Origin of the sequence: Flavobacterium sp. HJSW_4 (assembly GCF_042436695.1) — a bacterium.
GTDB lineage: Bacteria > Bacteroidota > Bacteroidia > Flavobacteriales > Flavobacteriaceae > Flavobacterium.
The window spans coordinates 76629-102960 of sequence record NZ_JBHNPP010000015.1 but is presented as its reverse complement, the minus strand read 5'-3'; the positions used below and the strand labels follow the sequence as shown (position 1 = coordinate 102960).

22 protein-coding genes and 2 tRNA genes are annotated in these 26332 nt (G+C 33.4%); 13 read left to right on the top strand and 11 right to left on the bottom strand.

What is annotated here, in order from left to right:
• Window positions 1-398: 398 nt before the first annotated feature.
• The 3 genes from ACE01P_RS15180 (at window position 399) to ACE01P_RS15170 (ending at window position 2235) form a co-directional block, all read left to right on the top strand.
• Window positions 399-1115: a pirin family protein gene (locus tag ACE01P_RS15180; RefSeq protein WP_379699339.1), complete on the top strand. Its 717-nt coding sequence runs from the start codon at window positions 399-401 to the stop codon at window positions 1113-1115.
• Between the two features lie 179 nt (window positions 1116-1294).
• Window positions 1295-1525, top strand: coding sequence for a (4Fe-4S)-binding protein (locus tag ACE01P_RS15175; protein ID WP_379699337.1), 231 nt, complete (start codon window positions 1295-1297; stop codon window positions 1523-1525).
• A 176-nt stretch (window positions 1526-1701) separates the two neighbouring features.
• Complete coding sequence (locus ACE01P_RS15170; RefSeq protein ID WP_379699335.1) at window positions 1702-2235, top strand: YceI family protein; 534 nt, start codon at window positions 1702-1704, stop codon at window positions 2233-2235.
• 247 nt (window positions 2236-2482) lie between these two features.
• Here the strand turns inward: ACE01P_RS15170 and ACE01P_RS15165 are convergent, their stop codons facing one another.
• Complete coding sequence (locus ACE01P_RS15165) at window positions 2483-3346, bottom strand: helix-turn-helix domain-containing protein (protein WP_379699333.1); 864 nt, start codon at window positions 3344-3346, stop codon at window positions 2483-2485.
• A 96-nt stretch (window positions 3347-3442) separates the two neighbouring features.
• Here ACE01P_RS15165 and ACE01P_RS15160 point away from each other — a divergent pair, with 96 nt between their 5' ends.
• Together ACE01P_RS15160 and fabD are read left to right on the top strand one after the other, a co-directional pair.
• Complete coding sequence (locus ACE01P_RS15160; RefSeq protein WP_379699331.1) at window positions 3443-3805, top strand: DUF983 domain-containing protein; 363 nt, start codon at window positions 3443-3445, stop codon at window positions 3803-3805.
• Window positions 3806-3878: 73 nt separating this feature from the next.
• Entirely contained in the window at window positions 3879-4751 is an 873-nt protein-coding gene (fabD, locus tag ACE01P_RS15155) for an ACP S-malonyltransferase (RefSeq protein ID WP_379699329.1), read from the top strand.
• Between the two features lie 92 nt (window positions 4752-4843).
• Here the strand turns inward: fabD and ACE01P_RS15150 are convergent, their stop codons facing one another.
• The 3 genes from ACE01P_RS15150 to ACE01P_RS15140 form a co-directional block, all read right to left on the bottom strand.
• On the bottom strand, window positions 4844-5761 hold the full coding sequence (locus tag ACE01P_RS15150) for a DMT family transporter (RefSeq protein WP_379699327.1): 918 nt from the start codon (window positions 5759-5761) through the stop codon (window positions 4844-4846).
• Window positions 5762-5845: 84 nt separating this feature from the next.
• The gene (galE, locus tag ACE01P_RS15145) at window positions 5846-6862 is read right to left on the bottom strand and encodes a UDP-glucose 4-epimerase GalE (RefSeq protein WP_379699324.1); all 1017 of its coding nucleotides are present in this window, start codon (window positions 6860-6862) and stop codon (window positions 5846-5848) included.
• 45 nt (window positions 6863-6907) lie between these two features.
• Window positions 6908-8038, bottom strand: coding sequence for a DegT/DnrJ/EryC1/StrS family aminotransferase (locus tag ACE01P_RS15140; protein ID WP_379699322.1), 1131 nt, complete (start codon window positions 8036-8038; stop codon window positions 6908-6910).
• Between the two features lie 136 nt (window positions 8039-8174).
• Between ACE01P_RS15140 and ACE01P_RS15135 the strand changes: the two genes are divergently transcribed.
• On the top strand, window positions 8175-9404 hold the full coding sequence (locus tag ACE01P_RS15135; RefSeq protein ID WP_379699319.1) for a 3-deoxy-D-manno-octulosonic acid transferase: 1230 nt from the start codon (window positions 8175-8177) through the stop codon (window positions 9402-9404).
• Between the two features lie 337 nt (window positions 9405-9741).
• Complete coding sequence (locus ACE01P_RS15130; RefSeq protein WP_008467260.1) at window positions 9742-9957, top strand: hypothetical protein; 216 nt, start codon at window positions 9742-9744, stop codon at window positions 9955-9957.
• Window positions 9958-10078: 121 nt separating this feature from the next.
• Here the strand turns inward: ACE01P_RS15130 and ACE01P_RS15125 are convergent, their stop codons facing one another.
• From ACE01P_RS15125 to mutS, 4 genes are all read right to left on the bottom strand, one after another.
• Window positions 10079-10462, bottom strand: coding sequence for a DUF1508 domain-containing protein (locus ACE01P_RS15125; protein ID WP_379699316.1), 384 nt, complete (start codon window positions 10460-10462; stop codon window positions 10079-10081).
• Window positions 10463-10604: 142 nt separating this feature from the next.
• A tRNA-Leu gene (locus ACE01P_RS15120) sits at window positions 10605-10690 on the bottom strand.
• A gap of 15 nt (window positions 10691-10705) precedes the next feature.
• Window positions 10706-10778, bottom strand: a tRNA-Gly gene (locus ACE01P_RS15115).
• A gap of 160 nt (window positions 10779-10938) precedes the next feature.
• The gene (gene mutS / locus ACE01P_RS15110) at window positions 10939-13545 is read right to left on the bottom strand and encodes a DNA mismatch repair protein MutS (protein ID WP_379699313.1); all 2607 of its coding nucleotides are present in this window, start codon (window positions 13543-13545) and stop codon (window positions 10939-10941) included.
• Between the two features lie 156 nt (window positions 13546-13701).
• Between mutS and ACE01P_RS15105 the strand changes: the two genes are divergently transcribed.
• From ACE01P_RS15105 to ACE01P_RS15095, 3 genes are all read left to right on the top strand, one after another.
• Complete coding sequence (locus ACE01P_RS15105) at window positions 13702-14133, top strand: DUF1573 domain-containing protein (protein ID WP_379699310.1); 432 nt, start codon at window positions 13702-13704, stop codon at window positions 14131-14133.
• 76 nt (window positions 14134-14209) lie between these two features.
• Window positions 14210-14746 carry an RNA methyltransferase gene (locus ACE01P_RS15100; RefSeq protein ID WP_379699308.1) on the top strand — a complete coding sequence of 179 codons (537 nt, stop codon included), beginning with the start codon at window positions 14210-14212 and terminating at the stop codon, window positions 14744-14746.
• A 42-nt stretch (window positions 14747-14788) separates the two neighbouring features.
• Complete coding sequence (locus tag ACE01P_RS15095) at window positions 14789-16978, top strand: T9SS type B sorting domain-containing protein (protein ID WP_379699305.1); 2190 nt, start codon at window positions 14789-14791, stop codon at window positions 16976-16978.
• A gap of 97 nt (window positions 16979-17075) precedes the next feature.
• Here the strand turns inward: ACE01P_RS15095 and folK are convergent, their stop codons facing one another.
• Entirely contained in the window at window positions 17076-18209 is a 1134-nt protein-coding gene (gene folK, locus ACE01P_RS15090; RefSeq protein WP_379699302.1) for a 2-amino-4-hydroxy-6-hydroxymethyldihydropteridine diphosphokinase, read from the bottom strand.
• Between the two features lie 138 nt (window positions 18210-18347).
• Here folK and sppA point away from each other — a divergent pair, with 138 nt between their 5' ends.
• From sppA to ACE01P_RS15075, 3 genes are all read left to right on the top strand, one after another.
• A complete protein-coding gene (sppA, locus tag ACE01P_RS15085) occupies window positions 18348-20105 on the top strand; it encodes a signal peptide peptidase SppA (protein ID WP_379699299.1) in 1758 nt (585 codons plus the stop codon).
• Window positions 20106-20115: 10 nt separating this feature from the next.
• The gene (locus tag ACE01P_RS15080; protein ID WP_379699296.1) at window positions 20116-21063 is read left to right on the top strand and encodes an alpha/beta hydrolase family protein; all 948 of its coding nucleotides are present in this window, start codon (window positions 20116-20118) and stop codon (window positions 21061-21063) included.
• Between the two features lie 176 nt (window positions 21064-21239).
• A complete protein-coding gene (locus tag ACE01P_RS15075; RefSeq protein ID WP_379699293.1) occupies window positions 21240-23846 on the top strand; it encodes an AsmA-like C-terminal region-containing protein in 2607 nt (868 codons plus the stop codon).
• 126 nt (window positions 23847-23972) lie between these two features.
• Here ACE01P_RS15075 and ACE01P_RS15070 read toward each other — a convergent pair whose 3' ends face one another.
• Both ACE01P_RS15070 and ACE01P_RS15065 read right to left on the bottom strand, forming a co-directional pair.
• Window positions 23973-25052, bottom strand: a complete 1080-nt coding sequence (locus tag ACE01P_RS15070; protein ID WP_379699290.1) for a glycosyltransferase family 9 protein — start codon at window positions 25050-25052, stop codon at window positions 23973-23975.
• 246 nt (window positions 25053-25298) lie between these two features.
• On the bottom strand, window positions 25299-26093 hold the full coding sequence (locus tag ACE01P_RS15065; protein ID WP_379699288.1) for a DUF2797 domain-containing protein: 795 nt from the start codon (window positions 26091-26093) through the stop codon (window positions 25299-25301).
• Window positions 26094-26332 lie beyond the last annotated feature (239 nt).

Below are 26332 nucleotides of genomic sequence, written 5' to 3'. Positions count from 1 at the left end.
ATTTACGCACAATCTTGTCATTCCGAGGAACGAGGAATCTCCGTTAGAAACTCCTCATGCAATATGACCAATCTTTGTAGAGTTACTTGTGGAGATCTCTCCTTCGTCGAGATGACAAACCATACGTTTACTTTGCATTTAGACGCATCTTCTTTTAAAAACAAAAACTTCTAAATTAGCCCCGATAGATGTGAAAATCCTTTTGTGCCGGGGTTCGGCATAAAAGATTGAAACAGATAGCGGGACTAGACTTCTTTTGAAAACTGAAATTTCTGCTTTAAAAAAAACCTTAGAATCTCAGCAACTTGAACCTCAGAATCTTTCTTAATCTAGGTTAAGTGCTTTTCGTTTACCATGACCGTATCTTTGTACTATAAAAATAACAAAACGACAAAGTCATGGAAAATATAGTATTGCACAAAGCAGACACAAGAGGAAACGCAAATCACGGATGGTTAAACGCTTATCACAGCTTTAGTTTTGCGAGCTGGTACAACCCAGATAGAATTCAGTTTGGGGCACTTCGTGTTTTGAACGACGATACGATTGCTGCCGGAATGGGATTTGGAACTCACCCACACGATAATATGGAAATTATTACGATTCCGCTAGAAGGTGATTTGGCTCACAAAGACAGTATGGGAAATACTGAAGTGATCAAAAATGGTGACATTCAGGTGATGAGTGCGGGAACTGGTATTCAGCATAGTGAGTTTAATCCGAATGAAGATCAGCAGACTAAATTGTTGCAGATTTGGTTGTTTCCTAATAAAAGAAATGTTACGCCACGTTACCAACAAATTACTTTGGATGTTGTGGACAGACACAATAAATTATCTCAAGTTTTATCTCCAAATGCGGATGATGAAGGTGTTTGGATTCACCAAGATGCTTGGTTCAATATGGGGAATTTTGACTCAGGCGTGTCAACTGAATATAAAATCAAAAAAGAAGGAAACGGAGTTTACGCTTTCGTTTTAAAAGGAAATGTAACCATCAACGGTCAGGAATTAAACTCTCGTGATGCAGTTGGAATTTCAGGAACTGATACTTTAAACATTCTTGCTAATACTGATGCTGAATTTTTATTAATGGATGTTCCAATGAATTATTAATTCGAACAAAAACAATTAAATACCTGTAACGTTGAAACGATAATAAATCTGTAAATCAGATTATTATCGTTTCTTTTTTAACCTTTAATTGATAAAAATCAAAACAAGAAAGACTAACTTTATAAAAATAAGGACATTAGTCTGACTAAAATTAAAACTAATCCTTAAAATTTTAAACCATGAATCCAAATAACCTCACTAAAGAATATACAAACGGAGAAGTAACGATTGTCTGGCAATCAGGAAAATGCATTCACTCGGCAAACTGTGTCAAAAACAATCCAGATGTTTTTCGCCCGAAAGAAAAACCGTGGATTACTCCAGAACATTCAACAACTGACAAAATCATTTCGACTGTAAATAAATGTCCGTCTGGAGCGTTGACATTTTATATGAATAATTCTAAATAGTTCTTCTCCCGAAATCTCGGGATCGCTCAGAGAGACAAACAATTATACAAATGTGATAATCAAAAAATTTATCACATTTTTTATTTCTTAATCTAGGTTAAGTGCTTCAGGACAACTGTCACCGTAACTTTGTCCTATCAAAATGAAACAAATTAATTATTTAAAAAAATAAAATTATGGCAACTACAAAATGGTCAATTGACCCAACTCACTCAGAAATTGGTTTTAAAGTAAAACACATGATGTTTACTAATGTTTCAGGAAAATTTGGAACTTACGACGCTACAATTACTACAGAAGGAAATGATTTCGAAAATGCAGCAATCGAATTTTCTGGCGATATCGCTTCTATCGATACTGCAAATGCAGACAGAGACGGACACTTAAGAAGTGCTGATTTCTTTGATGCAGAAAACAATCCAAAATTAACTTTCAAAGCTTCAGCTTTCAAAAAAGTTGATGACGGAGATTATGAATTAACTGGAGATTTATCTATCAAAGGTGTTTCTAAATCTGTTAAATTTCCTGTAGAATTCAGCGGAATCATGACTGACCCTTGGGGAAATACTAAAGTTGGTTTAAGCATAGAAGGAAAAATCAATCGTAAAGATTGGGGACTAAACTGGAACTCAGCTCTTGAAACTGGTGGAGTTTTAGTTGGAGAAGAAGTAAAATTAAATATCGAATTACAATTCGTAAAACAAGCTTAATCTTTTGGTTTAGATTAGATTTAATTGGTTGGTTAAAAGCTCTGCGTTTACTCGCAGGGCTTTTTTTATGTTGCCACGAATTGCACGAATTTCCACTAATTTTTTTTCAAAAACGCTAAATATTTTTGCCACAGATTAAAAAGATTTTCACAGATTTTTAATCCATATAATCCTTTAATCTGTGGCTATAAAAAATAATTCGTGGAAATTCGTGGAAATTCGTGCAATTCGTGGCAAACAAAAAAACTCAACGTACAGTATTCCTAAATTCTGTTGGTGACAGTCCCGTTTGTTTTTTGAAGAATCGGGAAAAGTACGAGTAATCTTCGTAACCAACTTTAAAAGCAACTTCGTTTACGGCTAATTGTTTATCAATCAGCATTCTTTTGATTTCTAGAATAACACGATCTGTGATTACTTCTGTGGCTGTTTTTTGGAGGATTTCGTTGCAAATCCTGTTCAAATGTTTGAGCGTGATGTTTAGTTTTTCAGCATAAAATGAAGGTAGTTTTTCGGTTCTGAAATATTCTTCTAAAAACGATTCGAATGCATTGATTTTGATGTTGTAGGAATGCGTTTGATGCGAATAGGTTTCGTTGTATTTTCGTGCGACTTCAATGTGAATGCAGTCTAATAAATTCAGTAATTTATCTAATTGATATTTGTTGTTTTGACTGTTTTCCTGAATCAGCAAATCGAAATAAGGTTGGATTTTTGGAATTTCATTTTCTTCAAAAACCATTTCTGGTCGATTATGAATGGAATGGTAAAAATTATAATCGTTGATCTTTTTTTGCCCGAAATACAGATTGTACATTTCCTGAGAAAAGATAATTACAAAACCTTCGATGTCTTCGGATAAATTCCAATGATGCATTTGTCCTGGCTGTAGCACAAAAAGACTTCCTCTTTTGATTTCGAATTGATCAAAATCGACTTCATGCAACCCTGAACCTTTGGTAAAAAATACCATTAAATACGAGTCGTGACGGTGCGGTTCTTCGACAAAACTGTGATTTTTTAAATGTTCCGTAAAAGTATTCACGTAAAAATCGCGATGAATATCGTTACAGCTAAAATTCTGAACACTATAAATCGGGTACCTTTTCATAAAAAATGTCTTTATTGTGCTATAATAAGCGAAGATATAAAAAAGACTTTTATAAACCTCTGAATTACCTTTGTATAAACAAAAAATAACAAAGTCATGTCAAGCGCATTAACTCATATTTTAAGCAACGAATGTCCTATTTGTCATAAAGGAAAAGTTTTTACAGACAAAAATATTTTCTTCAATTTTGGTTTACCAAAAATGAATGAATTTTGCAGTCACTGTCATTATAAATTCCAAAAAGAACCTGGTTATTTTTTTGGCGCTATGTATGTAAATTACGGATTAACAGTGGCTCAGGGAATTGCAACGTATTGTATTGCTCAGTTTTTCTTTGAGAAAAATTTCGATTTAAGAATCATTCCCATTATCGCTGTTGTGATTACTTTATTGACTTCTTTTAATCTCCGATTTTCCAGATTAGCATGGATTTACATGTTTAAGGATTATACGAAATAAAAAAGTATTATTTTTGCCTTTCAATTGAAGCTAATTTTCAATTTCAAAAAAAATAAAAAAACAAATTAGACAAATGAAAGCATACGTATTTCCGGGTCAAGGCGCGCAATTCACAGGAATGGGTAAAGACCTTTATGAAAATTCGGCTTTAGCCAAAGAATTATTCGAAAAAGCTAATGAAATATTAGGTTTCAGAATTACAGATATTATGTTTGAAGGTACTGCCGAAGAACTAAAAGAAACTAAAGTTACACAGCCAGCTGTATTTTTACACTCTGTTATTTTAGCTAAAACTTTAGAAGATTTCAAACCGGAAATGGTTGCAGGACATTCTTTAGGAGAATTCTCTGCTTTAGTTGCAAATGGGGTTTTATCTTTTGAAGATGGATTGAAATTAGTTTCTCAACGTGCTTTGGCTATGCAAAAAGCTTGCGAAATTACTCCGTCAACAATGGCTGCGGTTTTAGGTTTAGCCGATAATATTGTGGAAGAAGTTTGCGCTTCTATCGACGGTGTTGTGGTTGCTGCAAATTACAACTGCCCAGGTCAATTGGTAATTTCTGGAGAAACTACTGCTGTTGAAAAAGCTTGTGAGGCAATGAAAGCTGCTGGAGCAAAACGTGCTTTAATTTTACCTGTTGGAGGTGCTTTTCACTCGCCAATGATGGAACCAGCAAGAGAAGAATTAGCAGCTGCAATTGAAGCGACTACATTCTCTACTCCAATTTGTCCAGTGTATCAAAACGTTACTGCAAATGCGGTTTCTGATGCTAACGAAATTAAAAAGAATTTAATCATTCAATTAACTGCTCCTGTAAAATGGACTCAGTCTGTTCAGCAAATGATCGCTGACGGCGCTACTTTATTTACTGAAGTTGGTCCTGGAAAAGTTTTAGCTGGTTTGATTAATAAAATCGATAAAGAAGCGGTTACTGCTAATGCTTAATTTTTAAGTTTTCAGTCGCAGTCTCAGTTTTCAGTTACTGACTGTATAAAAAAAATCCTCATAGACTTAAGTTTATGAGGATTTTTTATTTTTCACTTGCTTTCAATTTCAGGAAGTTTTTCTTTCTTTTTGTAATTAATAATAAAAACTCCCAAAATAATTAAGATTGTTGCAATTATAAAATCAATAGTAATTTTTTCATCTAAAATCAGCCACCCAAAAAATACGGCAATTATGGTATTGATGTACGCTAAAATAGAAACTTGAACTGGCGTAACGTGCTTCAACGCATAATTATAACTAAAAAAAGCAATTACAGATCCAAAAATCGATAAATACAATGCCGCTAAAATACTTTTAGCACTCCATAAATGCACATCAATAGTAGGCGAAAAAATAAACGCCAATACAATTTGAATGCACGAAGCCATTGTAAACTGGTAAAATAAATTAAGAACTATATTTTTAGATTTATTTCCGTGAAGTTTGGTATAAATCGTTCCGGCTGTCCAAGCAGTAATCGCAAATCCCATAAACATCATTCCGATTCTGTAATCGGCATCTAAAAAAGATCCTAATCCATCTTTAAATATAAAAACGACTCCCGAAAATCCTATTATAACTCCAACAAATCCTTTTAAACTTGGTTTTTGCAATTTAACTAAAATACTGCCCAGAAAAATAAGTATCGGAGCCATCGCACTAATTACCGAAGCTAGTCCGCTTGGCACGGTCTGTTCAGCAACGGTTGTAAAACCATTTGCTATTACAATCATTAAAATAGAAGGAACAAGCTGATGTTTTAAATTTTCCCAGCCAATCCATTTCATTTCTTTTTTAAATAACAAAATTGCCATCATGATCATTCCCGCCAATCCTTGACGAATGGAAGTTACAAACCAAGGCGGAATTGTTTCAACCGCAACTCTAATTCCTAAAAACGTTGTACCCCAAATAATTCCAACTGCTGTAAGGGCAAAAATCAATTTATAATCTAAATCTTTTTTCATAAAAATTAAATGTCGTTAAAAGAAAAGTCCCAAACTATATTGCTATAATCTGGGACTTTAAAATTTATAATTTTATTTAAAAAACTATTTATTCCTTACTTTTTGTTCCCATTTCCAAGCACTTGCCATAGCTTCATCTAGACTTAGTTCAGCCTTCCATCCTAAGACATTATTTGCCTTATCAGTATTCGCGTAGGCTTCAGTAATATCACCTTCACGACGAGGCATCATCTTATAAGGCAATTTTTTATCGCTGACTTTTTCAAAACTATGAATCACTTCAAGAACAGAACTTCCTTTTCCAGTTCCTAAATTGAAAGTTTCAACTTTCGCTAAATTCTTCTTGTTTAATAAACGTTGCAAAGCAATTACGTGCGCTTTTGCTAAATCAACAACGTGAATGTAATCGCGAACTGCAGTTCCGTCTGGAGTTGGGTAATCATTTCCAAAAACAGATAATTCTTGACGCAATCCTACTCCTGTCTGCGTAATAAAAGGCACTAAATTTTGAGGAACTCCCAAAGGCAATTCTCCAATTTCTACTGATTCGTGCGCTCCAACTGGATTAAAATAACGCAATAAAATAGCACTGATATTAGTAACTTTAGCTGTATCTGTAATGATTTCTTCGCCAATCTGCTTTGTATTTCCATAAGGAGACATTGCGGCTTGAACTGGCGCATCTTCTGTAATTGGCATTTTTTCGGCTTGACCGTAAACCGTACAAGAAGAACTGAAAATAAAACTTGCTTCTGATTTTTGCTGCAATTCCTGTAAAAGATAAATCAAACTGCTAATGTTGTTTTCGTAATACAACAAAGGCTGTTCAACACTTTCTCCCACTGCTTTTGAAGCTGCAAAATGAATTACTCCTGTAACATCACTATGTTTTTTAAAGAAATCCTGAACTGACGCTTTTTCTCTTAAATCTAATTTTTCGAATAAAGGCGTTTTTCCTGTAATCGCTGTAATTCCTTTTAAAACATCTTCTGAAGAGTTTGAAAGATTATCAATGATCACTACTTCGAAGCCTTCATTTTGCAATTCGACCACGGTGTGAGACCCGATAAATCCTAAACCTCCCGTTACTAATACTTTCATTTTGTGGTTGTTTGTGGTTATTTTGTGGCTAATATTTAAGCTGTCTTATTTCAAAAATTCAATTACACTGTCTGTAATATATTTAATCTGCTCGTCATCCAATTCTGTATGCATTGGCAAAGCGATAACTTCTTGAACTAATTGATTGGTTACAGGAAATTGCTCTTCTTTATAACGAGGATCTAAATATGCTTTTTGAGAGTGAAGCGGAATTGGATAGTAAATTGCACATGGAATTCCTTTATCCAATAAATGTTGCATCAAAGCGTTTCTGTCAGCATCAATAATTCTTAATACATATTGGTGGAAAACGTGATCATTTTCGTTTGCATCAAAATCTGGAGTAATAATGTGTTTATTTCCAGCGAAAGCTGCATTATATTTTGTTGCTGCCAAACGACGTGCTGCGTTATATTCATCCAACAAAGGCAATTTTGCGTTTAAAACTCCAGCCTGAATACTATCCAAACGTGAATTTACTCCCACAACATCGTGGTGGTAACGCTCGTACATTCCGTGATTTACGATTCCGCGGATAATGTGAGCCAAATCATCATCATTTGTGAAAATCGCTCCTCCGTCTCCATAGCATCCTAAGTTTTTAGATGGAAAGAAAGAGGTTGCCGCAACGTGACCAATTGTTCCTACTTTAGATTTCGAACCCGATTTAGAAATATAATCTGCACCAATTGCTTGTGCATTATCTTCAATTACATATAAATTGTATTGAGCTGCAATTTCCATAATCGCATCCATATTAGCTGCGCGTCCAAATAAATGAACTGGAACAATTGCTTTTGTTTTTGGAGTAATTGCTTTTTTAACAGCATCAATATCAATATTCATATTTACCATATCAACATCAACTAAAACTGGCGTTAATTGCAATAAAGCAATAACCTCAACAGTTGCTGCAAAAGTAAAATCTGCAGTAATAACCTCATCTCCTGGCTGAAGACCAAGTCCCATCATGGCAATCTGCAAAGCATCTGTACCATTTGCACAAGGAATAACGTGTTTTGCTCCTAAATAGTTCTCCAAATTCTTTTGAAACTGATGAACTAAAGGCCCGTTAATGTAAGTATTTGTATCTAAAACTTCTTGAATTGAAGCATCTACAGTAGATTTTATTTTTTCGTATTGACTCTTTAAGTCAACCATTTGAATTTTTTTCATTTTTGAATGTATTTAAAATCAAAGACACTGTTTTTTAGACAGAAATCTCTAAAAGGAGGAACAAAAATAGTTATTAATACCTTCAAACCAATGAAAATAGTCGAAAGAAATGTAATTTAGCTGCAAAAAAAATTACATGCTTTTTTTATACAATTTAGCCATATATATCGCAGGATTTTTCTTAAGAATCATAGCCTTGTTTAGTCCGAAAATTAAGCTTTTTGTCGAAGGCCGAAAAAGTGTTTTCAGTACATTAAAAGAAAAAATAAAGCCCGAAGACAAGACTATTTGGTTTCATTCTGCTTCATTGGGCGAATATGAACAGGGACTTCCTGTCATAGAAAAAATCAAAGAGAAATATCCTTCGCATAAAATTATTGTAACCTTTTTTTCACCATCTGGATACGAAGTGCGTAAAAATAACACAGTGGCCGATGTGACTGTTTACCTTCCTTTGGATACTAAAAGCAATGCAAAAAAATTCATCAAATTGGTTCATCCAGAACAAGCATTCTTTATTAAGTATGAATTTTGGCTGAATTACTTAAAAGAGTTAGAAAACCGTAAAACCCCTACCTATTTAATTTCAGGAATTTTCAGAGACAATCAAATGTTCTTTAAATGGTACGGCGGATTTTACAGAAAAGCATTGAAAGCCTTTACTTATTTCTTTCTTCAAAATGAAAAATCGAAAGAAAAAGTCGAAAGTCTTGGCTTCAAAAATGTAATTGTTTCGGGCGATACTCGTTTTGACCGAGTAAATGCTATTTTAGAAAGAGACAATCGCTTAGATTATATTGAAAACTTTAAAAACAATCAGCCCACTATTGTTATTGGAAGTTCATGGCCTAAAGATGAAGCGTTGATAGCAGAATATATTAATCAGGCACCTAAAAACGTAAAATTCATAATTGCGCCTCATAATATAAAACCAGATCAAATAGCAGATCTTCAATCAAAAATCACAAAATCAAAAGTTTTATTTTCAGAAAAAGAAAACAAAGATCTATCTGAATACAGTGTTTTTATAATTGATATTGTCGGAATCCTAACTAAAATTTACAGCTACGGAACGATTGCATACGTAGGCGGTGGATTTGGAAACCCTGGAATACATAACATTTTAGAACCGGCAACTTTTGGAATGCCAATTGTAATTGGGCCTAATTATTCGAATTTTGCAGAAGCAATTGCTTTGGTTGAAATTGGCGGTTGCATGCCGATAGCAACTAACACTGAACTAAAAGAGGTTTTGGATAAATTATTGAGCGACAAAAACTTTCTAGAAGAAAAAAGCGAAATCTGCAGATCATTTATTCAAGACAACAAAGGAGCAACTGAAACCATTATAAAGCTCGTTTCATAGCCTTTGAAGGAATAAAAAAGCGTTAAATTCAAAAAAAAGACAGAAATGAGGTCTTTTTTACCTCAGAGTGCTTGAATAAATAGTCTTAAAAAACAAGATAAACCATAAATCAGAGAAATAAAATAGCCAATTTTTATAAAGAATATTCAACAAAAAATTATTTAGTCTAGAAATTAGATAATTTAAGAAAATTTTGTAGTTTTGGCATATTCTTTGATAAATAAGATAAACGTGAGTAAGGAAAATATTTTAAAAAAAAAGTGAAAAAATATTTTACATATTAAAAAATTTATATCTTTGCCACGAATTAATAATTAACCTTTTATAATAAAGTAAGATGAAAAAAGTATTTTTAAGTTTAGCTGTTGTTGCTGTTTTAACTGTTGTATCTTGTAAAAAAGCTGACGCTGCTGCTGAAGCTCCTGCTGTAGATTCTACTGCTGTTGCTGTTGATTCAGCTGCTGCTGTTGTTGATTCTGCTGCTGCAACTGTTGATTCTGCTGCTGCTAAAGTTGATTCTGCTGCTGCTAAAGTAGAAGAAGTAAAAAAATAATTAGAACCTAAGTTCTAACGATTTTAAAACCATCTTTTTAGATGGTTTTTTTTATGCTTAATTTTTACATTAACCATAAACACAAATAAAAAAAAGCGTCCGCAATTGCGAACGCTTTTTTTTATTCAGCCACTTCTTCTAATTCTTCTTCAGACTCTTCATCACCAAAAATTGACTCACTTGAAGAGAAATCCAAAATCTCCGATCTAGAAGAATAAGTCACTATTTCTTTTATTCCTTTCTGCAGAAGCAATTCCGTACTATATTTTCGACTTGTAGCAAAGTGCACTTCCCCCAACATCAATTTAAAAAAATACTTCCCTCCAGAGCCTTTAAATTTTAAAAACTTCGCAAGTTCAATATTCGCTTTAAACTTCTCAATATCCTCTTCACACTCAAACCTCAATTCATAACTCAAACTCGTAAAAATAACCTTCCCCCTTCGCGAAGTAAAAGTAAATTTATATTCATCATTAAATCGCTTGCTAATTACAAAAGCACCCATTTACAAATTTTAGATTTTAGATTGTTGATTTTTTTTTAGACGCTAAGCCACTATATTTCTAAGATACTGAAATTTCCCTTAAAAAACACTAAAACTTAATTTTTCCCCATAAAAAAAGCCTCTTCAAAAGAAGAGGCTTTAGTACTCAGAGCGGGACTTGAACCCGCACGAACATTGCTGTTCACTGGATTTTAAGTCCAGCGTGTCTACCAATTTCACCATCCGAGCATTGTATGGTTTTTGAGCGAAAAACGGGGCTCGAACCCGCGACCTCGACCTTGGCAAGGTCGCGCTCTACCAACTGAGCTATTTTCGCATTTTCAAATTTTATTAGAACTGCAACACTTGTTTTGTTTCGTATTGCGAGTGCAAATTTAGGACATTTATTCAATTACACAAGCGTTTTTTCAAAAAAAAATCGACTTATTTTATAACATTCTGATAACCTAAACTTTAAAATTGAAAATTTTTATATTTTATTTTTTTACCAGCATTCTTTTGATCTCATTCAGTTTCATCAAGGCTTCTACTGGTGTAATTGCATTAATGTCGAGATTCAGAATTTCTTCTTTTATTTCTTCCAACAATGGATCATCCAAATTAAAGAAACTCATCTGCATTTCATCATTTGCCGCTTTTATTCCGTTTAAAGCATCACTCGAATGATTCTTTTCTAATTTCTTCAAAAGCTTTTGTGCTTTCGAAATAACCAATTGCGGCATTCCAGCCATTTTAGCCACGTGAATTCCGAAACTATGCGCACTTCCTCCTTTTACCAGTTTTCTAACGAATAAAACGGTATCTTTTAATTCTTTTACCGCCACATTGAAATTCTGAATTCTCGGCATCGATTCCGTCATTTCATTCAACTCATGATAATGCGTTGCGAAAAGCGTTTTTGCTCTTCCTGGATGTTCGTGCAAGAATTCAGCAATTGCCCAAGCAATCGAGATTCCGTCATACGTACTTGTTCCTCTTCCGATCTCATCCAACAACACCAAACTTCTATCTGAAATATTATTCAAGATCGAAGCCGTTTCGTTCATTTCGACCATAAAAGTAGATTCTCCCATCGAGATATTATCCGAAGCTCCAACTCTGGTAAAAATCTTATCTACAATTCCCATTCTAACGCTATCAGCAGGAACAAAACTTCCCATTTGAGCCAAAAGCACGATTAGAGCCGTTTGCCTTAAAATTGCCGACTTACCCGACATGTTGGGTCCGGTAATCATAATAATCTGTTGCGTTTCTCTATCTAAGAAAACATCGTTTGCAATATATGGAGTTCCAACAGGCAATTGTTTTTCAATTACAGGATGCCTACCGTTTTTAATATCCAATTCGAATGTATCATCAATCTCCGGACACACATATTGATTTTCGACAGCCATTTGCGTAAACGAACATAAACAATCCAACTGTGCGATTAAATACGCGTTCATTTGAACTGGTTTGATGTAAGTTCCAATCCAAGCTACTAATTGTTCGAAAAGTTCGCTTTCAATTTTATAAATCTTTTCTTCTGCTCCTAAAATTTTAGTTTCGTATTCTTTTAATTCTTCCGTAATATAACGCTCCGCATTTACCAAAGTCTGTTTACGAATCCATTCTTCCGGAACTTTATCTTTGTGCGTATTTCTAACTTCGATATAATATCCGAAAACATTATTAAATGAGATTTTCAATGAAGAAATTCCAGTTCTTTCCGATTCTCTTTTTTCAATTCCTTCTAAAAATTCTTTTCCAGAAGTTGAAATAGCTCGCAACTCATCTAACTCTTCATTAATACCTTTTGCAATCGCATTTCCTTTTGAAATAGCAACAGGCGCATCTTGATTTAAAGTCGTTTTGATTTTTTCGCGAAGCAAATCACAAGCATGCAAACTGTCTCCAATTACCTTAACAGCTTCTTGCGGACTTTCAAGCGCCAATGTTTTAATTGGAATAATGGCATCTAGAGATTCTTTCAAATAAATAATTTCTCTTGGAGAAACTTTTCCCGCTGCGATTTTAGAGATCAAACGTTCTAAATCTGAAATCTGTTTAATCTGATATTGAATATTATGCAGAATTTCAGGATTTGATTTCAAATAAGCCACAACCTCATGACGTCCTTTTACTTTGTTAGCATCTTTTAAAGGCAATGCCAACCAACGCTTCAATAAACGGCCTCCCATTGGAGAAAGCGTTTTATCGATAACATCCAAAAGCGTAACTGCATTTGGGTTATAGCTATGATATAATTCTAAATTTCGAATGGTGAAACGATCCATCCAAACGTACGCGTCTTCTGCAATACGCTGAATCGCCGTAATATGCTGTACACGATTATGCTGTGTTTCTGACAAGTAATATAAAATCGCTCCAGAAGCAATAATTCCTTCTTTTAATTCTTCAACACCAAATCCTTTTAAAGAATTAGTTTGAAAATGCTTCGTCAAAGTTTCTAAAGCATAATCTTCTTTATAAATCCAATCTTCTAAGTAAAAACTATGAAAATCTTCTCCAAAAGCAGTTTTAAAATCATTCTTATTATTCTTCGGAACCAAAACCTCACTTGGATTAAAGTTCTGCAATAATTTGTCGATGTATTCTGCATTTCCTTGAGCCGTTAAAAACTCTCCTGTAGAAACATCTAAAAATGAAATTCCGATATTTTTATTAGCAAAATAAACTGATGCTAAAAAGTTGTTTGATTTTGACTGTAAAACTTCATCATTCAAAGAAACTCCCGGAGTTACAAGTTCCGTTACACCTCTTTTTACGATTGTTTTAGTCATTTTCGGATCTTCCAGCTGATCGCAGATCGCAACGCGAAGTCCCGCTTTTACCAATTTTGGCAAATAAGTATTCACAGAATGATGCGGAAACCCAGCCAATGCCGTTTCAGTATCAGACCCTGCTCCTCTTTTAGTTAACGTTATCCCTAAAATTTTGGAAGCTCTAATGGCGTCTTCTCCAAAGGTTTCATAAAAATCTCCTACTCTGAAAAGCAAACATGCATCAGGATATTTAGCCTTGATCTCGTTGTACTGTTTCATTAAAGGTGTTTCTTTCACCACTTTCTCTTTAGCTGCCAAATTGTAATGTTTTAAATGAAAAATTAAGACAGCGAATTTATGATTTTTTAGTGGCAAATGGAAAGCTTCAAAAATTAAAATATTTTAAGATATTTTTAGGTTGTGGTATAAGAATTTTATATAGCTTTGTTTATCATTAAAAAAAGACCCTTAAAGATGAAAAAAATAATCTTATTCGCTATGTTAGCTGTAGCTGGTATTACAGCTTCTAATGCACAAACAACTAAAAAAGCAAAAGCTGCTAAAGTTGCTAAAATCGAAGGAGCTGGAATGGCTTTCGAAACTGAAACTATCGATTACGGAACTATCGCTCACAATGCTGATGGAAAACGTGAGTTCGTTTTTGTAAACAACGGAACTAAACCATTAATCATTACTAACACTCAAGGATCTTGCGGATGTACTGTTCCAACTACTCCAAAAGAACCAATCGCTCCAGGAGCTAAAGGTGTTATTGGTGTAAAATATGCTACTGATAGAGTTGGTGCTTTTACAAAAACCGTAACTGTAACTTCTAACGCAGAAGGACAACCAACAAAAATCCTTACTATTAAAGGTACTGTTTTACCAGATCCAGTAAAAAGCTAATCTGAAAAACATTTAAAATAATCAAAAAGCTTCCTTATCTTTGGAAGCTTTTTTTTATGACTACAATTCAAAAACAATGAGAAAACTCGAAAACAGCGAACTAGACCGTAAATCAATTGAAGATTTTAAGAAATCGGAGAAAACACCTTTAATATTAGTTTTAGACGATATTCGAAGTCTTCACAATATTGGTTCTGTTTTTAGAACTGCTGATGCGTTTTTGATTGAAAAAATCATTTTATGCGGAATCACTGCAACTCCTCCAAACAAAGAAATTCATAAAACGGCTCTTGGCGCAACTGAAACTGTCGCTTGGGAACATCATGAAAATGTTTTGGAAGTTATCGAAAACCTAAAGAAAGAAAATGTTCTTACAATGGCCATTGAGCAAGTTGAAAGCTCTGTTTTTCTTCAAGATTTTAAAGTAGAAAAAGATCAGAAATATGCTTTAGTTTTTGGAAATGAAGTTTATGGCGTATCTCAAGAAGCTGTTGCAATCTGTGATGGATGTATCGAAATTCCTCAGCTGGGAACCAAGCATTCGCTTAATATTTCTGTAAGCGCAGGTATTGTAGTTTGGGATTTGTTTCAGAAAATAAATTGGCCTGAATAAAAATTTATTTTTTTATTATTAATTAATTGATATTTTTAGCAAATGAAAAATATCAATTTAACAGCTATTTCTCTTTTATTTTCAGTTTTAAGTTTTAATTTTTCTCATGCAAAAGAAAATTCAAAAACTTTTAACAAAAAACACATATACTTCTCAAACCCACATAACCAAAAAGTAAAAAAACAAAAGAAAACCAATTTTGTAATTGATCCTCCCAAACTTATTGCAAAGGGAGATCAGCTTTATTGCCCACAAACATCAATTAAAATTGTAACAGACTTTACAATTAGTCATGATATTGCTGAGAATGGTACGCAAGCACTTTATATCCAGATTTCATCTGGTTATTCAAACGGTTTTGATAAATTAGAATTAATAAATCCGACTTTACATTCGAATATAATAACTAGCTGGGACGCAACTTCTGGAAAGCTAAAATTATCAGGAACAAATTCAACTTCTGAAATTCCTTATGCTGACTTTGTTTCTGCCGTAAAAGATGTTGTGTTTACGAATTCATCTGCAACGGCTAGCGGTACAAGAACTTTTTCTATCACTATCGGACAAGCAAACTATTTGCCTTCAACACAGCATTATTATGAATATGTTTTCAATTTAGGCATCACATGGACAGCAGCGAGAGATGCAGCAGCGGCTCAAACTTACTACGGACTTAGAGGATATTTAGCTACTATTTTATCTTCTGACGAAGCAAAATTAATTGGCGAACAAGCATCTGGAACCGGATGGATTGGCGGAAGTGATGCCGAAACAGAAGGCGTTTGGAAATGGGTCACTGGCCCAGAAACAGGAACTATTTTTTGGAACGGAAATGCAAATGGCTCGACTCCAAATTTTGCATTTTGGAATACAAACGAACCAAATCAGCAAGGCGATGAAGATTATGCGCACATTACTCAACCAGGTTCTGGAATAAGAGGTTCTTGGAATGACCTATCCAACACCGGAGATCTTACAGGTAATTATCAACCAAAAGGATATATCGTTGAATATGGAGGAATGCCTGGTGAAGCTCCGCTAGAAATTGCTACTAGCACTAAAATCACAATTCCTGTAGCAACTCCATCTATTAATCCAAATCCAATTTGCGACTCTGGAAGTTTTACCTTCAATGCAACTGCGACTTCTGGAGCAACAATAAGATGGTTTGATGCTGCTGTTGGCGGAAATCAATTAGCAACAGGCCCTACTTACACAACTACAACATTAAGCACAACTACAACTTATTATGTTGATGCTGGCTGCGAATCAAATCGCAAATCTGTAACTGCAACTGTAAACATAACTCCTTCAACTCCTATTGCCGAAAAAAGCACTTACACCAATTGCGGTTCTGGAAGTTTAACCATTAAAGCGACTTCAAATATTGGTTCTATCAACTGGTATTCTTCAGCAACTGGAGGAACAAGCCTTTATGTAGGATCAGCTTTTACAACTCCGACAATCTCATCAAATACAACTTATTATGCTGAAGCATCAAATAATGGATGCCTAAACCCAACCCGAACTCCAATAAATATCGAAATTTATACACCTCCAGCTGTTACTGATGAGACTTTATCTTTGTGCCAGTTTCAAATCATAACATTAGACGCAGGAATTCCTGGAATGACTTATTTATGGTCAAATAACAACGAAAATACTCAGACTATTACAGTCAATAAGGGCGGCACCTACACCGTTGCTGTTACAAGTCCGTCTCCTGAAAATTGCAGAAGCATAAAAACAATCGTTGTCGAAGAACATAAAGTTCCACAGATCGGCCGTATTGATGTTGAAGGAACCAGAGCCGTTATTTATCCTGTAAAAGCAGAAGATTATTTTGAATATTCTGTAGACGGTGTTAATTTTCAAGATTCTAACATATTTTATGATGTTCCCGGCGGACTTCAGACGGCTTATGCACGAGAAAAAAGCGGGTGCGGAGGAACTGCTAAACAATTTGTAGTACTTGTTTTTCCTGCATTTTTCACTCCAAACAATGACACTTACAACGATGTTTGGGAAGTAACTGGAATGGAAAATTATCCTCAAGCGGTAGTCACTATTTTTGACCGTTACGGAAAATTAATAGCTCAATTAAGCCGTTTCAAAATGAGCTGGGATGGCACTTTAAATCAAGTTCCACTTCCTGCTTCAGATTATTGGTATGCTTTAAAAGTAGATGATTCAATGCCTATTTTAAAAGGACATTTTACATTAAAAAGATAATTTTTTAAATTAGAGAATGTGCCAATTTGATAATTTAGATAATCCTAAACAATGTATTTAGAGAATTATCTAATTGGTACATTTTCTAATTATCACATTAACCAAGCTTCTTCTTAATTTCATTCAATATATAAAGATAATCTTCGTGTTTCTTTACAAAATCGCGATTAGAAACGTCAATTATTAAAACATTCAAATCGGTTTGAGATTTTATGTATTCCAAATAACCGTTATTGATTTTTTCTAAATATGCAGATTCAATATTCTGTTCATAAATACGTCCGCGTTTTTTAATGTTTTGCAAAAGCCTTTCCGTATTCTGATACAAATAAATATACAAATCTGGTTTTGGCATTTCTTTATAAATGATATCAAACAGATTTCTGTACAAACGATATTCATCTTCTGCTAGCGTTATTTTTGCAAAAATCAAAGATTTAAAAATATGATAATCGGCAACTATAAAATCTTTAAACAAATCAAATTGTGCCAAATCATCAGCCAATTGTTGGTAACGATCGGCTAAAAAAGACATTTCTAACGGAAACGCATATCGATTTTGATCTTTATAAAATTTTGGCAAAAACGGATTATCTGCAAATCTTTCTAAAACAGTTTTTCCGTTAAAATCTTCTGCGATTTTATGCACTAAAGTAGTTTTTCCAGCACCAATATTTCCTTCAAAAGCAACATAATTAAATTGATTTAAAGAAATTTCTTCAATCGGACTTTTCAGTTTCTGTACAATTGTACATACACTATCATCAGGCGTAACGGCAATCAATTCTGAAATTGTTTTTTGTAAAATCGGATGTTTCCAATTTAACTTTAAATCCTGCATCGGAAGTAAAACAAAATTCCTGTTTTGCATTAGCGGATGCGGAACTTGCAGTTTTTCCGTATCGATTATTTGATCATCAAAAGCAATCAAATCAACGTCAATAATTCTAGACTGATATCCTTCTTGATTCAAGCGAATTCTTCCTAGTTCCTTTTCAACTTTTAAAATTTGACTGAGAATTTTTTGTGCAGATGAATTGGTGTGCAAAAGAAGCGCACAATTATAAAAAGCATCACTCTCAAAACCCCAAGCTGGAGTTTCGTAAAGTTTTGAAACCTGAATAACAGTCCCAACATTTTGGTGTATTAAATCAATACAATTTTGAATGTTTTCTAGTCTGCTGCCTTGGTTGCTGCCTATCGATAAAACGACTTGATGCTGTAATTTCATAATTAATGCAAATTAACTAAAACTATTTTAGAATTAACCAATATATTTGTGAAACGACGTCTCAAATCCAATCCTAAATTTAGATGTCTAGTTTGTAACATTTTGCCCTTTTTCGCTACTTATTAAAAAAATATACATATGAAGTTTTTAGGAAATGTAATTGCCACAGTAATTGGTATTTTTGTTTTTATCATGCTCTTCTTTTTCGGAGTTATCTTTATCGGAGTTGTTTTTGGCGGAGACGATAGCGTTTCTGTTAAATCTGATTCGGTTATAGAATTGAATTTAAAAGAAATTAAAAACGATTACGCAGGAAAATATAAAGATCCATGGGTAACTCGTTTTTCTGAGCAAAAAGGCATTGGTTTGACTGATGTAATTAATGCTATTGAAGCGGCAAAAACAGACGACAACATCAAAGGAATTTCGATCTTAAATGATCAATCTTCTCTTGGTTTGGCGCAGTATAAAGATTTGAGAAACGCTCTTGAAAGCTTCAAAAAATCAGGAAAATATATTTGGGCTTATGCCAATACATATTCGCAAAAAGAATATTATTTAAATTCTGTTGCCAATACTATTTATTTGAATCCAGCTGGAGATTTAGATTTTAAAGGACTTTCTTCTGAAGTAATGTTTTTCAAAGATTTTCAAGATAAATCTGGAATTCATATGGAAATAATTCGACACGGAAAATACAAAAGTGCCGTTGAGCCTTTCTTAGAAAATAAAATGAGCGACGCTAATAGAGAACAGATCACTGCACTCTTAAATTCTATTTGGGCAACTGTTTCTGCAGATATTTCAAAAAGCAGAAATATTCCGTTACCTAAATTGAATGAAATCGCTAATGGTCTTTTAGCAAGAACTCCAGAAATGGCAAAACAACAGCATTTAGTTGATATTGTGGCGTACGAAGATGTTTATCACGACGCCATTAGAAGAGTTCTTAAAGTAGATAAAGACGAAGATTACAACAAAATTTCAATCTCAGATTATACTCAAAATCATATTACGACAGCTTTAGCAGACACTTCAAGCGATCAGATTGCTATTATTTACGCTCAAGGCGAAATTGGAAGCGGTGAAGGAGATGTGAATACAATTGGAGAAGGTTCTATGCGCCGTTCTTTACAAGAAGCTAGAAAAAATGACGATGTAAAAGCTATCGTTCTTAGAATTGACAGCCCAGGCGGAAGCGCTCTTACTTCTGATTTAATCTGGAGAGAAATCGAAATTACCAAAAAAGTTAAACCTGTTGTAGTTTCTATGGGGAATTACGCAGCTTCTGGCGGTTATTACATTGCTTGCAACGCTAATAAAATTTTTGCTGAAAACAATACTATTACAGGATCTATTGGAGTTTTCGGAATGTTGCCAAATTTCAGTCCATTGGCTAACAAATTAGGAATTAATTCAGAGCAGGTTAAAACTCATGAGAATTCTGCAAATTACAGTCCGTTTTTACCTGTTGATGAAAAATTCAAAGCTTTTACTTTAGAAGGAGTTGAAACAATCTACAACACTTTTGTGACTCATGTTGCAGAAGGACGTAAAATGACTTTTGCACAAGTTGATTCGATTGCACAAGGTAGAGTTTGGTCTGGAACTGAAGCTTTAAAAATTGGTTTAGTAGATAAAATCGGTGGGTTGAATGATGCCATTGCTGAAGCGGCTAAAATTGCTAAACTAAAAAAATACAGCACTCAGAATTATCCTGAATACGAAAAAACACTAAATGACCTAATTGGAAATCTTCCATTTGCAAAATCTAAAGAAGCTTTCATCAAAGAAGAAATCGGTGAAGAAAATTATCTTCTTATCGAACAGGTTAAAAAATTCCAGAAACAAAAAGGAGTGCAAGCGATATTGCCTTACGGAATCAATATTTATTAATTGAATCAAAATGAATAAAGTAATTCTTTTTTTAACGGTTTTGTTTTGGAGCTTTATAAATGCTCAAACTACAAAAGAAATCACGTTTAAGGAAACGCCAGCTATATTAAAGATCAACAACGATCAGATTTTTGGTACGCTGACAACTCCAGATCTGACTAAAAAATTTCCGGTTGCTTTAATCATCGCGGGTTCTGGTCCAACGGATAGAAACGGAAATAATCCGATGATGAAAAACAATTCATTAAAAATGTTGGCAGAAGCTTTGGCTAAACATGGAATTGCATCTTTACGATACGATAAAAGAGCTATTGGAGAAAGCAAAGCCGCAGGCGGATCTGAAAGCAGTCTCGTTTTTGAAAATTATATTCAAGATGCCAAAAGCTGGATTAATTACTTGAAACAAGACAAACGCTTTTCTAAAATAATCATCATTGGCCACAGCGAAGGTTCTCTTATTGGAATGGTTGCCAGTGCAAAAGCAGACAAATTCGTGTCTATTGCAGGTGCAGGCGAACCGGCAGATCAAATCTTAAAAACGCAGATCGGTGCAAAATCGATGAAACAGCTTAACGACCTGACCTTTCCGATTATTGATAGTTTGAAAAATGGATTCGAGGTTAAAAAAGTTGATCCAATGCTGAATTCTCTTTTTAGGCCAAGCATTCAGCCTTATTTGATTTCGTGGTTCAAATACAATCCGCAGACTGAAATCCAAAAGCTGACCATTCCCGTTTTGATACTGCAAGGAAATAATGATATTCAGATTGCTGTTAAAGATGCTGAGAATTTAAAACAAGCCAATAAAAATGCTGACTTGCAGATTATTGACAAGATGAATCATATAATGAAGATTATTGATGGAAATCCAGAGGCTAATTTAGCCAGTTACAGTAATGAAACACTTCCTATTTCGGAAGCTCTGGTTGAGAAAATAGTTTTATTTATTCAGAAATAATAAAATAAATTCAGTTAAAAATCCGTTTTGAAAGTATTTCTTAACGGATTTTTTCATTTAATATGTTTAATAAAATTCTTACAAAATTAAGAAAACTTTATCTGCAAACTCTAGTAAAAAAAACTATTTTTGCAATAGTCGATTTTTAAACCTTAAACCCTCAAATCTATTAATATATGCTAAAAAAAGTTCTAAAAATAAGTGCCATAGTTATTGTGGTGTTTGTTGCGGCATTATTTGCCATTCCGTTTTTGTTTAAAGACCAAATCAAGGCTAAAATCGTCGAAGCCATCAATGAAAGTGTTGATGCGAAAGTAAGTTTTGCAGATGCCGATTTAAGTTTATTCAAAAATTTTCCGAACGCAACGGTTGGAATCGAGAAATTGATTATCATCAACAAAGCTCCTTTTGAAGGTGATACTTTGGTTTCGGTAGGAGAATTGAATTTAAAAATGAGTGTGAAAGAACTTTTCAAAGGAAAAGAAGAGCCTTTAAGCATTCAAGGAATTAGTTCTACAAATGGATTAATTAATATTATTTTCAATAAAGATGGTGTTGGAAACTTCGATATTGCTCTAAAAGACAAGAAAGATGAAGATAAAAAAGATGAAGCAAGCAAACCACTTGCGTTGAAAATCCAAAACTATAAAATTGAGAATTTTACTTTTAGATACATCGATCAAGGTTCTAAAATTAAAATGGTAATTGACAGTTTAAACCACGAAGGAACTGGAGATTTTACCAATTCAAAATTAGATTTGACAACAAAATCTACTGCAAAAGTTTCATTGGACATGGATAAAATGAATTACATGAAAAATGTAAAACTAACTTTGGACGCAGTTTTAGGAATTGATTTAGAGAAGAGCAAATATACTTTCAAAGAAAACAAAGCTTTAATCAATCAATTGCCTTTGGAGTTTGACGGATTTATTCAAATGACTGAAAAAGCTCAGATTTACGATTTAAAATTTAAAACTCCTACTTCATCGTTTACCAATTTCTTAGGTTTAATTCCTTCGGCATACGCATCTAGTTTAGAAGGTGTTAAAACGACTGGAGATTTTACGGTAAATGGTTTTGCAAAAGGGGAACTGACAGATACAACGGTTCCTAAATTCAATATCGAAATTGCTTCAAACAATTCTTCTTTCCAATATCCTAACCTTCCAAAATCGGTTCAGAATATTGTAATTGATACCAAAATCATCAACGAAACTGGAATCTTAAACGATACTTATGTAAATCTAGATAAGTTATCTTTCAGAATTGATCAAGATGTTTTTAGCGCTAAAGCGAATATCAAAAACATAACCGTAAATCCAATTATTGACGCTGCTTTAAAAGGAACAATCAACTTGGCTAATCTTTCAAAAGCATATCCTATTAAAATGGATAAACCTTTGGCTGGTATTTTAAAAGCTGACGTTACAACAAATTTTGATATGGCTTCTGTAGAAAAAAGCGAATATCAAAACATCAAAAACGCTGGTACAATGAGTTTGTCAGGATTTAAATATACTGACGAAAACAACAAATCGATGAACATCAGCACAGCGTTGGTTGAATTTAATCCGAGCAGAATCAACTTAAAACAATTTGATGCTACAACTGGAAAAAGTGACATCAGCATTAATGGTGTTTTAGAGAATTTCTATGGTTTTATGTTTAAAAAACAAGAGCTGAAAGGAAATTTCAACATGAGCTCAAAACAATTGGCTGTTGATGATTTTATGACTTCTGGCGAGCCTGCAAAAGCAGAAACAAAAACGGAAGCAAAACCAGCTGAAGCCATGAAAATTCCAGCTTTCTTAAACTGTACTTTAAATGCTAAAGCAACGACAGTTTTATACGATAATTTAAAACTTCAAGATGTTGCTGGAACATTGATTATTAAGGACGAAAAAGCAACTCTTCAAAACTTTAAAACAAATATTTTTGGAGGATCAATTGGTCTTAACGGAGCTGTTTCTACTAAAGAAAAAGTGCCAACTTTTGACATGAACTTAGGCTTCAATCAAGTTTATATTGCACAGACTTTCACGCAATTGGAAATGATGAAAAAAATCGCTCCAATTGCAGGAATCATTAACGGAAAATTGAATTCGACTATCAAATTGAATGGTAATTTGGATGCAAAAGAATTGACTCCAGATCTTAAATCAATTTCAGGAGATTTGTTAGGGCAATTGTTATCGACTACAGTAAATGCTAAAAACTCAACAGTTTTAAATTCGCTTACTTCAAATGTTAAGTTCTTAGATTTAAACAAATTGAATCTAAACGATTTGAAAATGGCATTGACTTTTGACAATGGAAAAGTAAATGTAAAACCATTCGATATTAAATATCAAGACATTAAAGCTACAGTTGGCGGAACTCACGGTTTTGACCAAAATATGAATTACACAATTAAGCTTGATGTTCCTGCTAAATATTTAGGAACTGAAGCCAATAATTTAATTGCAAAATTATCTCCTGCTGATGCTGCAAAATTGGAGAATATCCCAATTAATGCTTTAATGACTGGTAACTTTTCAAATCCGAAAATCAGTACAGATATGAAAGCTGCTGTAAGCAATTTAACTACACAATTGGTTAATCAACAAAAAGAAAAACTGACTCAAAAAGGAACTTCAGCACTTACAGATCTGATCAACAAAAACACAAAAGCAAAAGATACAACTCAGGCTGCTAAAACTGAGAAAGAGCAAAAAACTCAAGAAGTAACTAAAAAAGCTAGTGATTTGTTGAATGGATTGTTTAAGAAGAAAAATCCATAAAGAGACACTAAGATTCTAAGATCCTGAGTTATTTAAAAGCTTAGAATCTTAGGATCTCAGAAACTTAGAAGCTTAGAAGCTTAACAAAAAAAATCCTGTTCTTTTCGAACAGGATTTTTTTTGTTTTTATATTGCTTTTGAATAACTATTTAATCTACCGTTATTCAAAATAGAATTTATCGTTTTTATGTATTCCTTTGGCGTATACAGATTCACATCTACTCCGATACTGCAATTATCATAAGGTTCATATTTTTTCAAATTTGATACAGAAAAAAGTCCAACCGTTGGTGTGTGTACTGCACTTGACAAATGCATAATTCCACTATCGGCACCAATAAACAAATCAGCATTTGCAATAACAGAACCTATTTCTCGAATATCTTTACTGTAAAATGTCGGTGCTTTAAATCCAATTTGAGACACATTTTCTACAGGCAAAATCTCAATAATATTATAATCTTTATATTCGTCGGTAAGTTGAGAATAGAACTTTTCCCACCACTCTTCTGAAAGGCATTTTGTTCCTGTTGCGTAGGTAAAAATACAAATCGTTTTTTTATCGTTATTTGTAAGTTCTCCTAATATTTTTCTTCCTTCTGCAATTTCAGAGGCAGTTAATTTAAGGTCTAAAGGAGCAATTATTTTGTTGCTGTTTGTTGGCATTCTCAGTTTTGCCAAATAATTTCGAAAATTATAAACTGGATACTTTGCAATATGTTCAAAATCACTTTTATGCTCTACCTCTTCATTTGAATCTCCAAAAAACTTGTATTTGGCATTTGAAAATTGAACTGCTAATCGGCCTGAAGATGAGTTTTGATCTACATTAATCGCTAAATCATAAGGCGTTTTCTTTAACGAAATCCAAACTTTTGAATAAGCTAGCAAACTCTTAAATGGTTTTTTAGGCAAATGAATTATTTTGCCAACAACATCGTATTTTTCAAAAATAATTGGAGCTAATGTTCCCTTAACAAATAAATCAATTTTACAATTTGGAAACATTTCAGACACTTCCTGAACAAGTGGCGTAATCAATAAAAGGTTTCCTAGCCTTCCATTTGGTCTACAGATCAGAACTCTTTTGATTTCGCTTTTATCGACCAAAATAAAATCGTCCTGCATATTTGTTTTTCCAACATTCTTAGTCAGATTCCGCATTATGCTACGTCTGTGTACATTTATTTTGCTTAAAACACTCATTTATGGAATAATTTATAAATTAAAATCTTAATTAAATTTTAGAAATAGTGGTAGACTCAAATCTACCTACTTTAATTTTCTAAAAATAAATTCTTCCAATAAGCATTTGTTACAAAATTGTAATCAAATGTATCATTATTTACACTTCTCTGTTTTTGGAATTGAGTTAAAATTACAACAAATTATCAACTAATTAACAAATTAATAGATCGACAAACAAAAAACATCGACAAATCCCTAAAAAACCTAGACATTTATTGTAACCACATAACCTTCCGAACCGCGGACATTAAAGACTGTACCGTTTTCAAACAACAAATATTGGCCTTTTATTCCAGTTAATTTTCCGCTGAAAGAAGGTGTTTTGTCTAAATTTAAACTATTCACTTTTGCAGGATAACTCAAAACAGGATATTGAAGTTCGTAAACATCATTTTTTTCAGCATAAAAATAATCTCTAACTTCTGCTGGAATCAAACTTTCAATTTTAGCTTTTTCTGCAATCAAGTCAAAAGTTTCAACAGAATTTTGCAGCATTTTTCTCCAATTGGTTTTGTCTGTATAATAATCTTTTAAAGCAACTTCTGTTATTCCTGCCAAATATCGGTTTGGAACCTCAACAATTGCAATGGCTTGAGAAGCACCTTGATCGATCCAACGGGTAGGAACTTGCGATTTACGAGTTACCCCTACTTTTATTTCGCACGCCGAAGCTAAATATACAACATGCGGCTGTAGCTGCGCTTTTGATTCATATTCTAAATCTCTGTCTGCAATTCCTAAATGCGCTGTGCTCAATTCTGGCCTCATGATCCAATCTCCAACTGCAGGGCTTGAATAAAAGCACTCGTAACAAAAACCTTGTCGGTATATTTTTTTCTTTTTACCGCAATTCAAACATTGACAGCCTACAAAATTGATTTCAATTTCTTTATCTACTAATTGATTAACATTTAGGAAACTATCTTCGAAGACCAAATAATATTGAATTGGACTTCCAAGTTCTGTTTGCATTTTTGTCAGTACGCCTTGATATTGCATTCGTATTTTTATTTATAATTTGCTGATTTAGATCTATCAAAAGTTTTAAAAATTTTTGTGTTAAAATTCGACTTAATAGGTAGAATCTTTACCTTAAATCGAATTGTTTTTTACAAAAATATATTATTTTTGATATGAAGACAAAGTTACTATTTGTCTCTCGAAATTCAAATTTTAAGTTTTTTGTTTTGTGCAGATTGTGAGATTTAAAACCTAAAATCAATTAACCAAAAACCAGA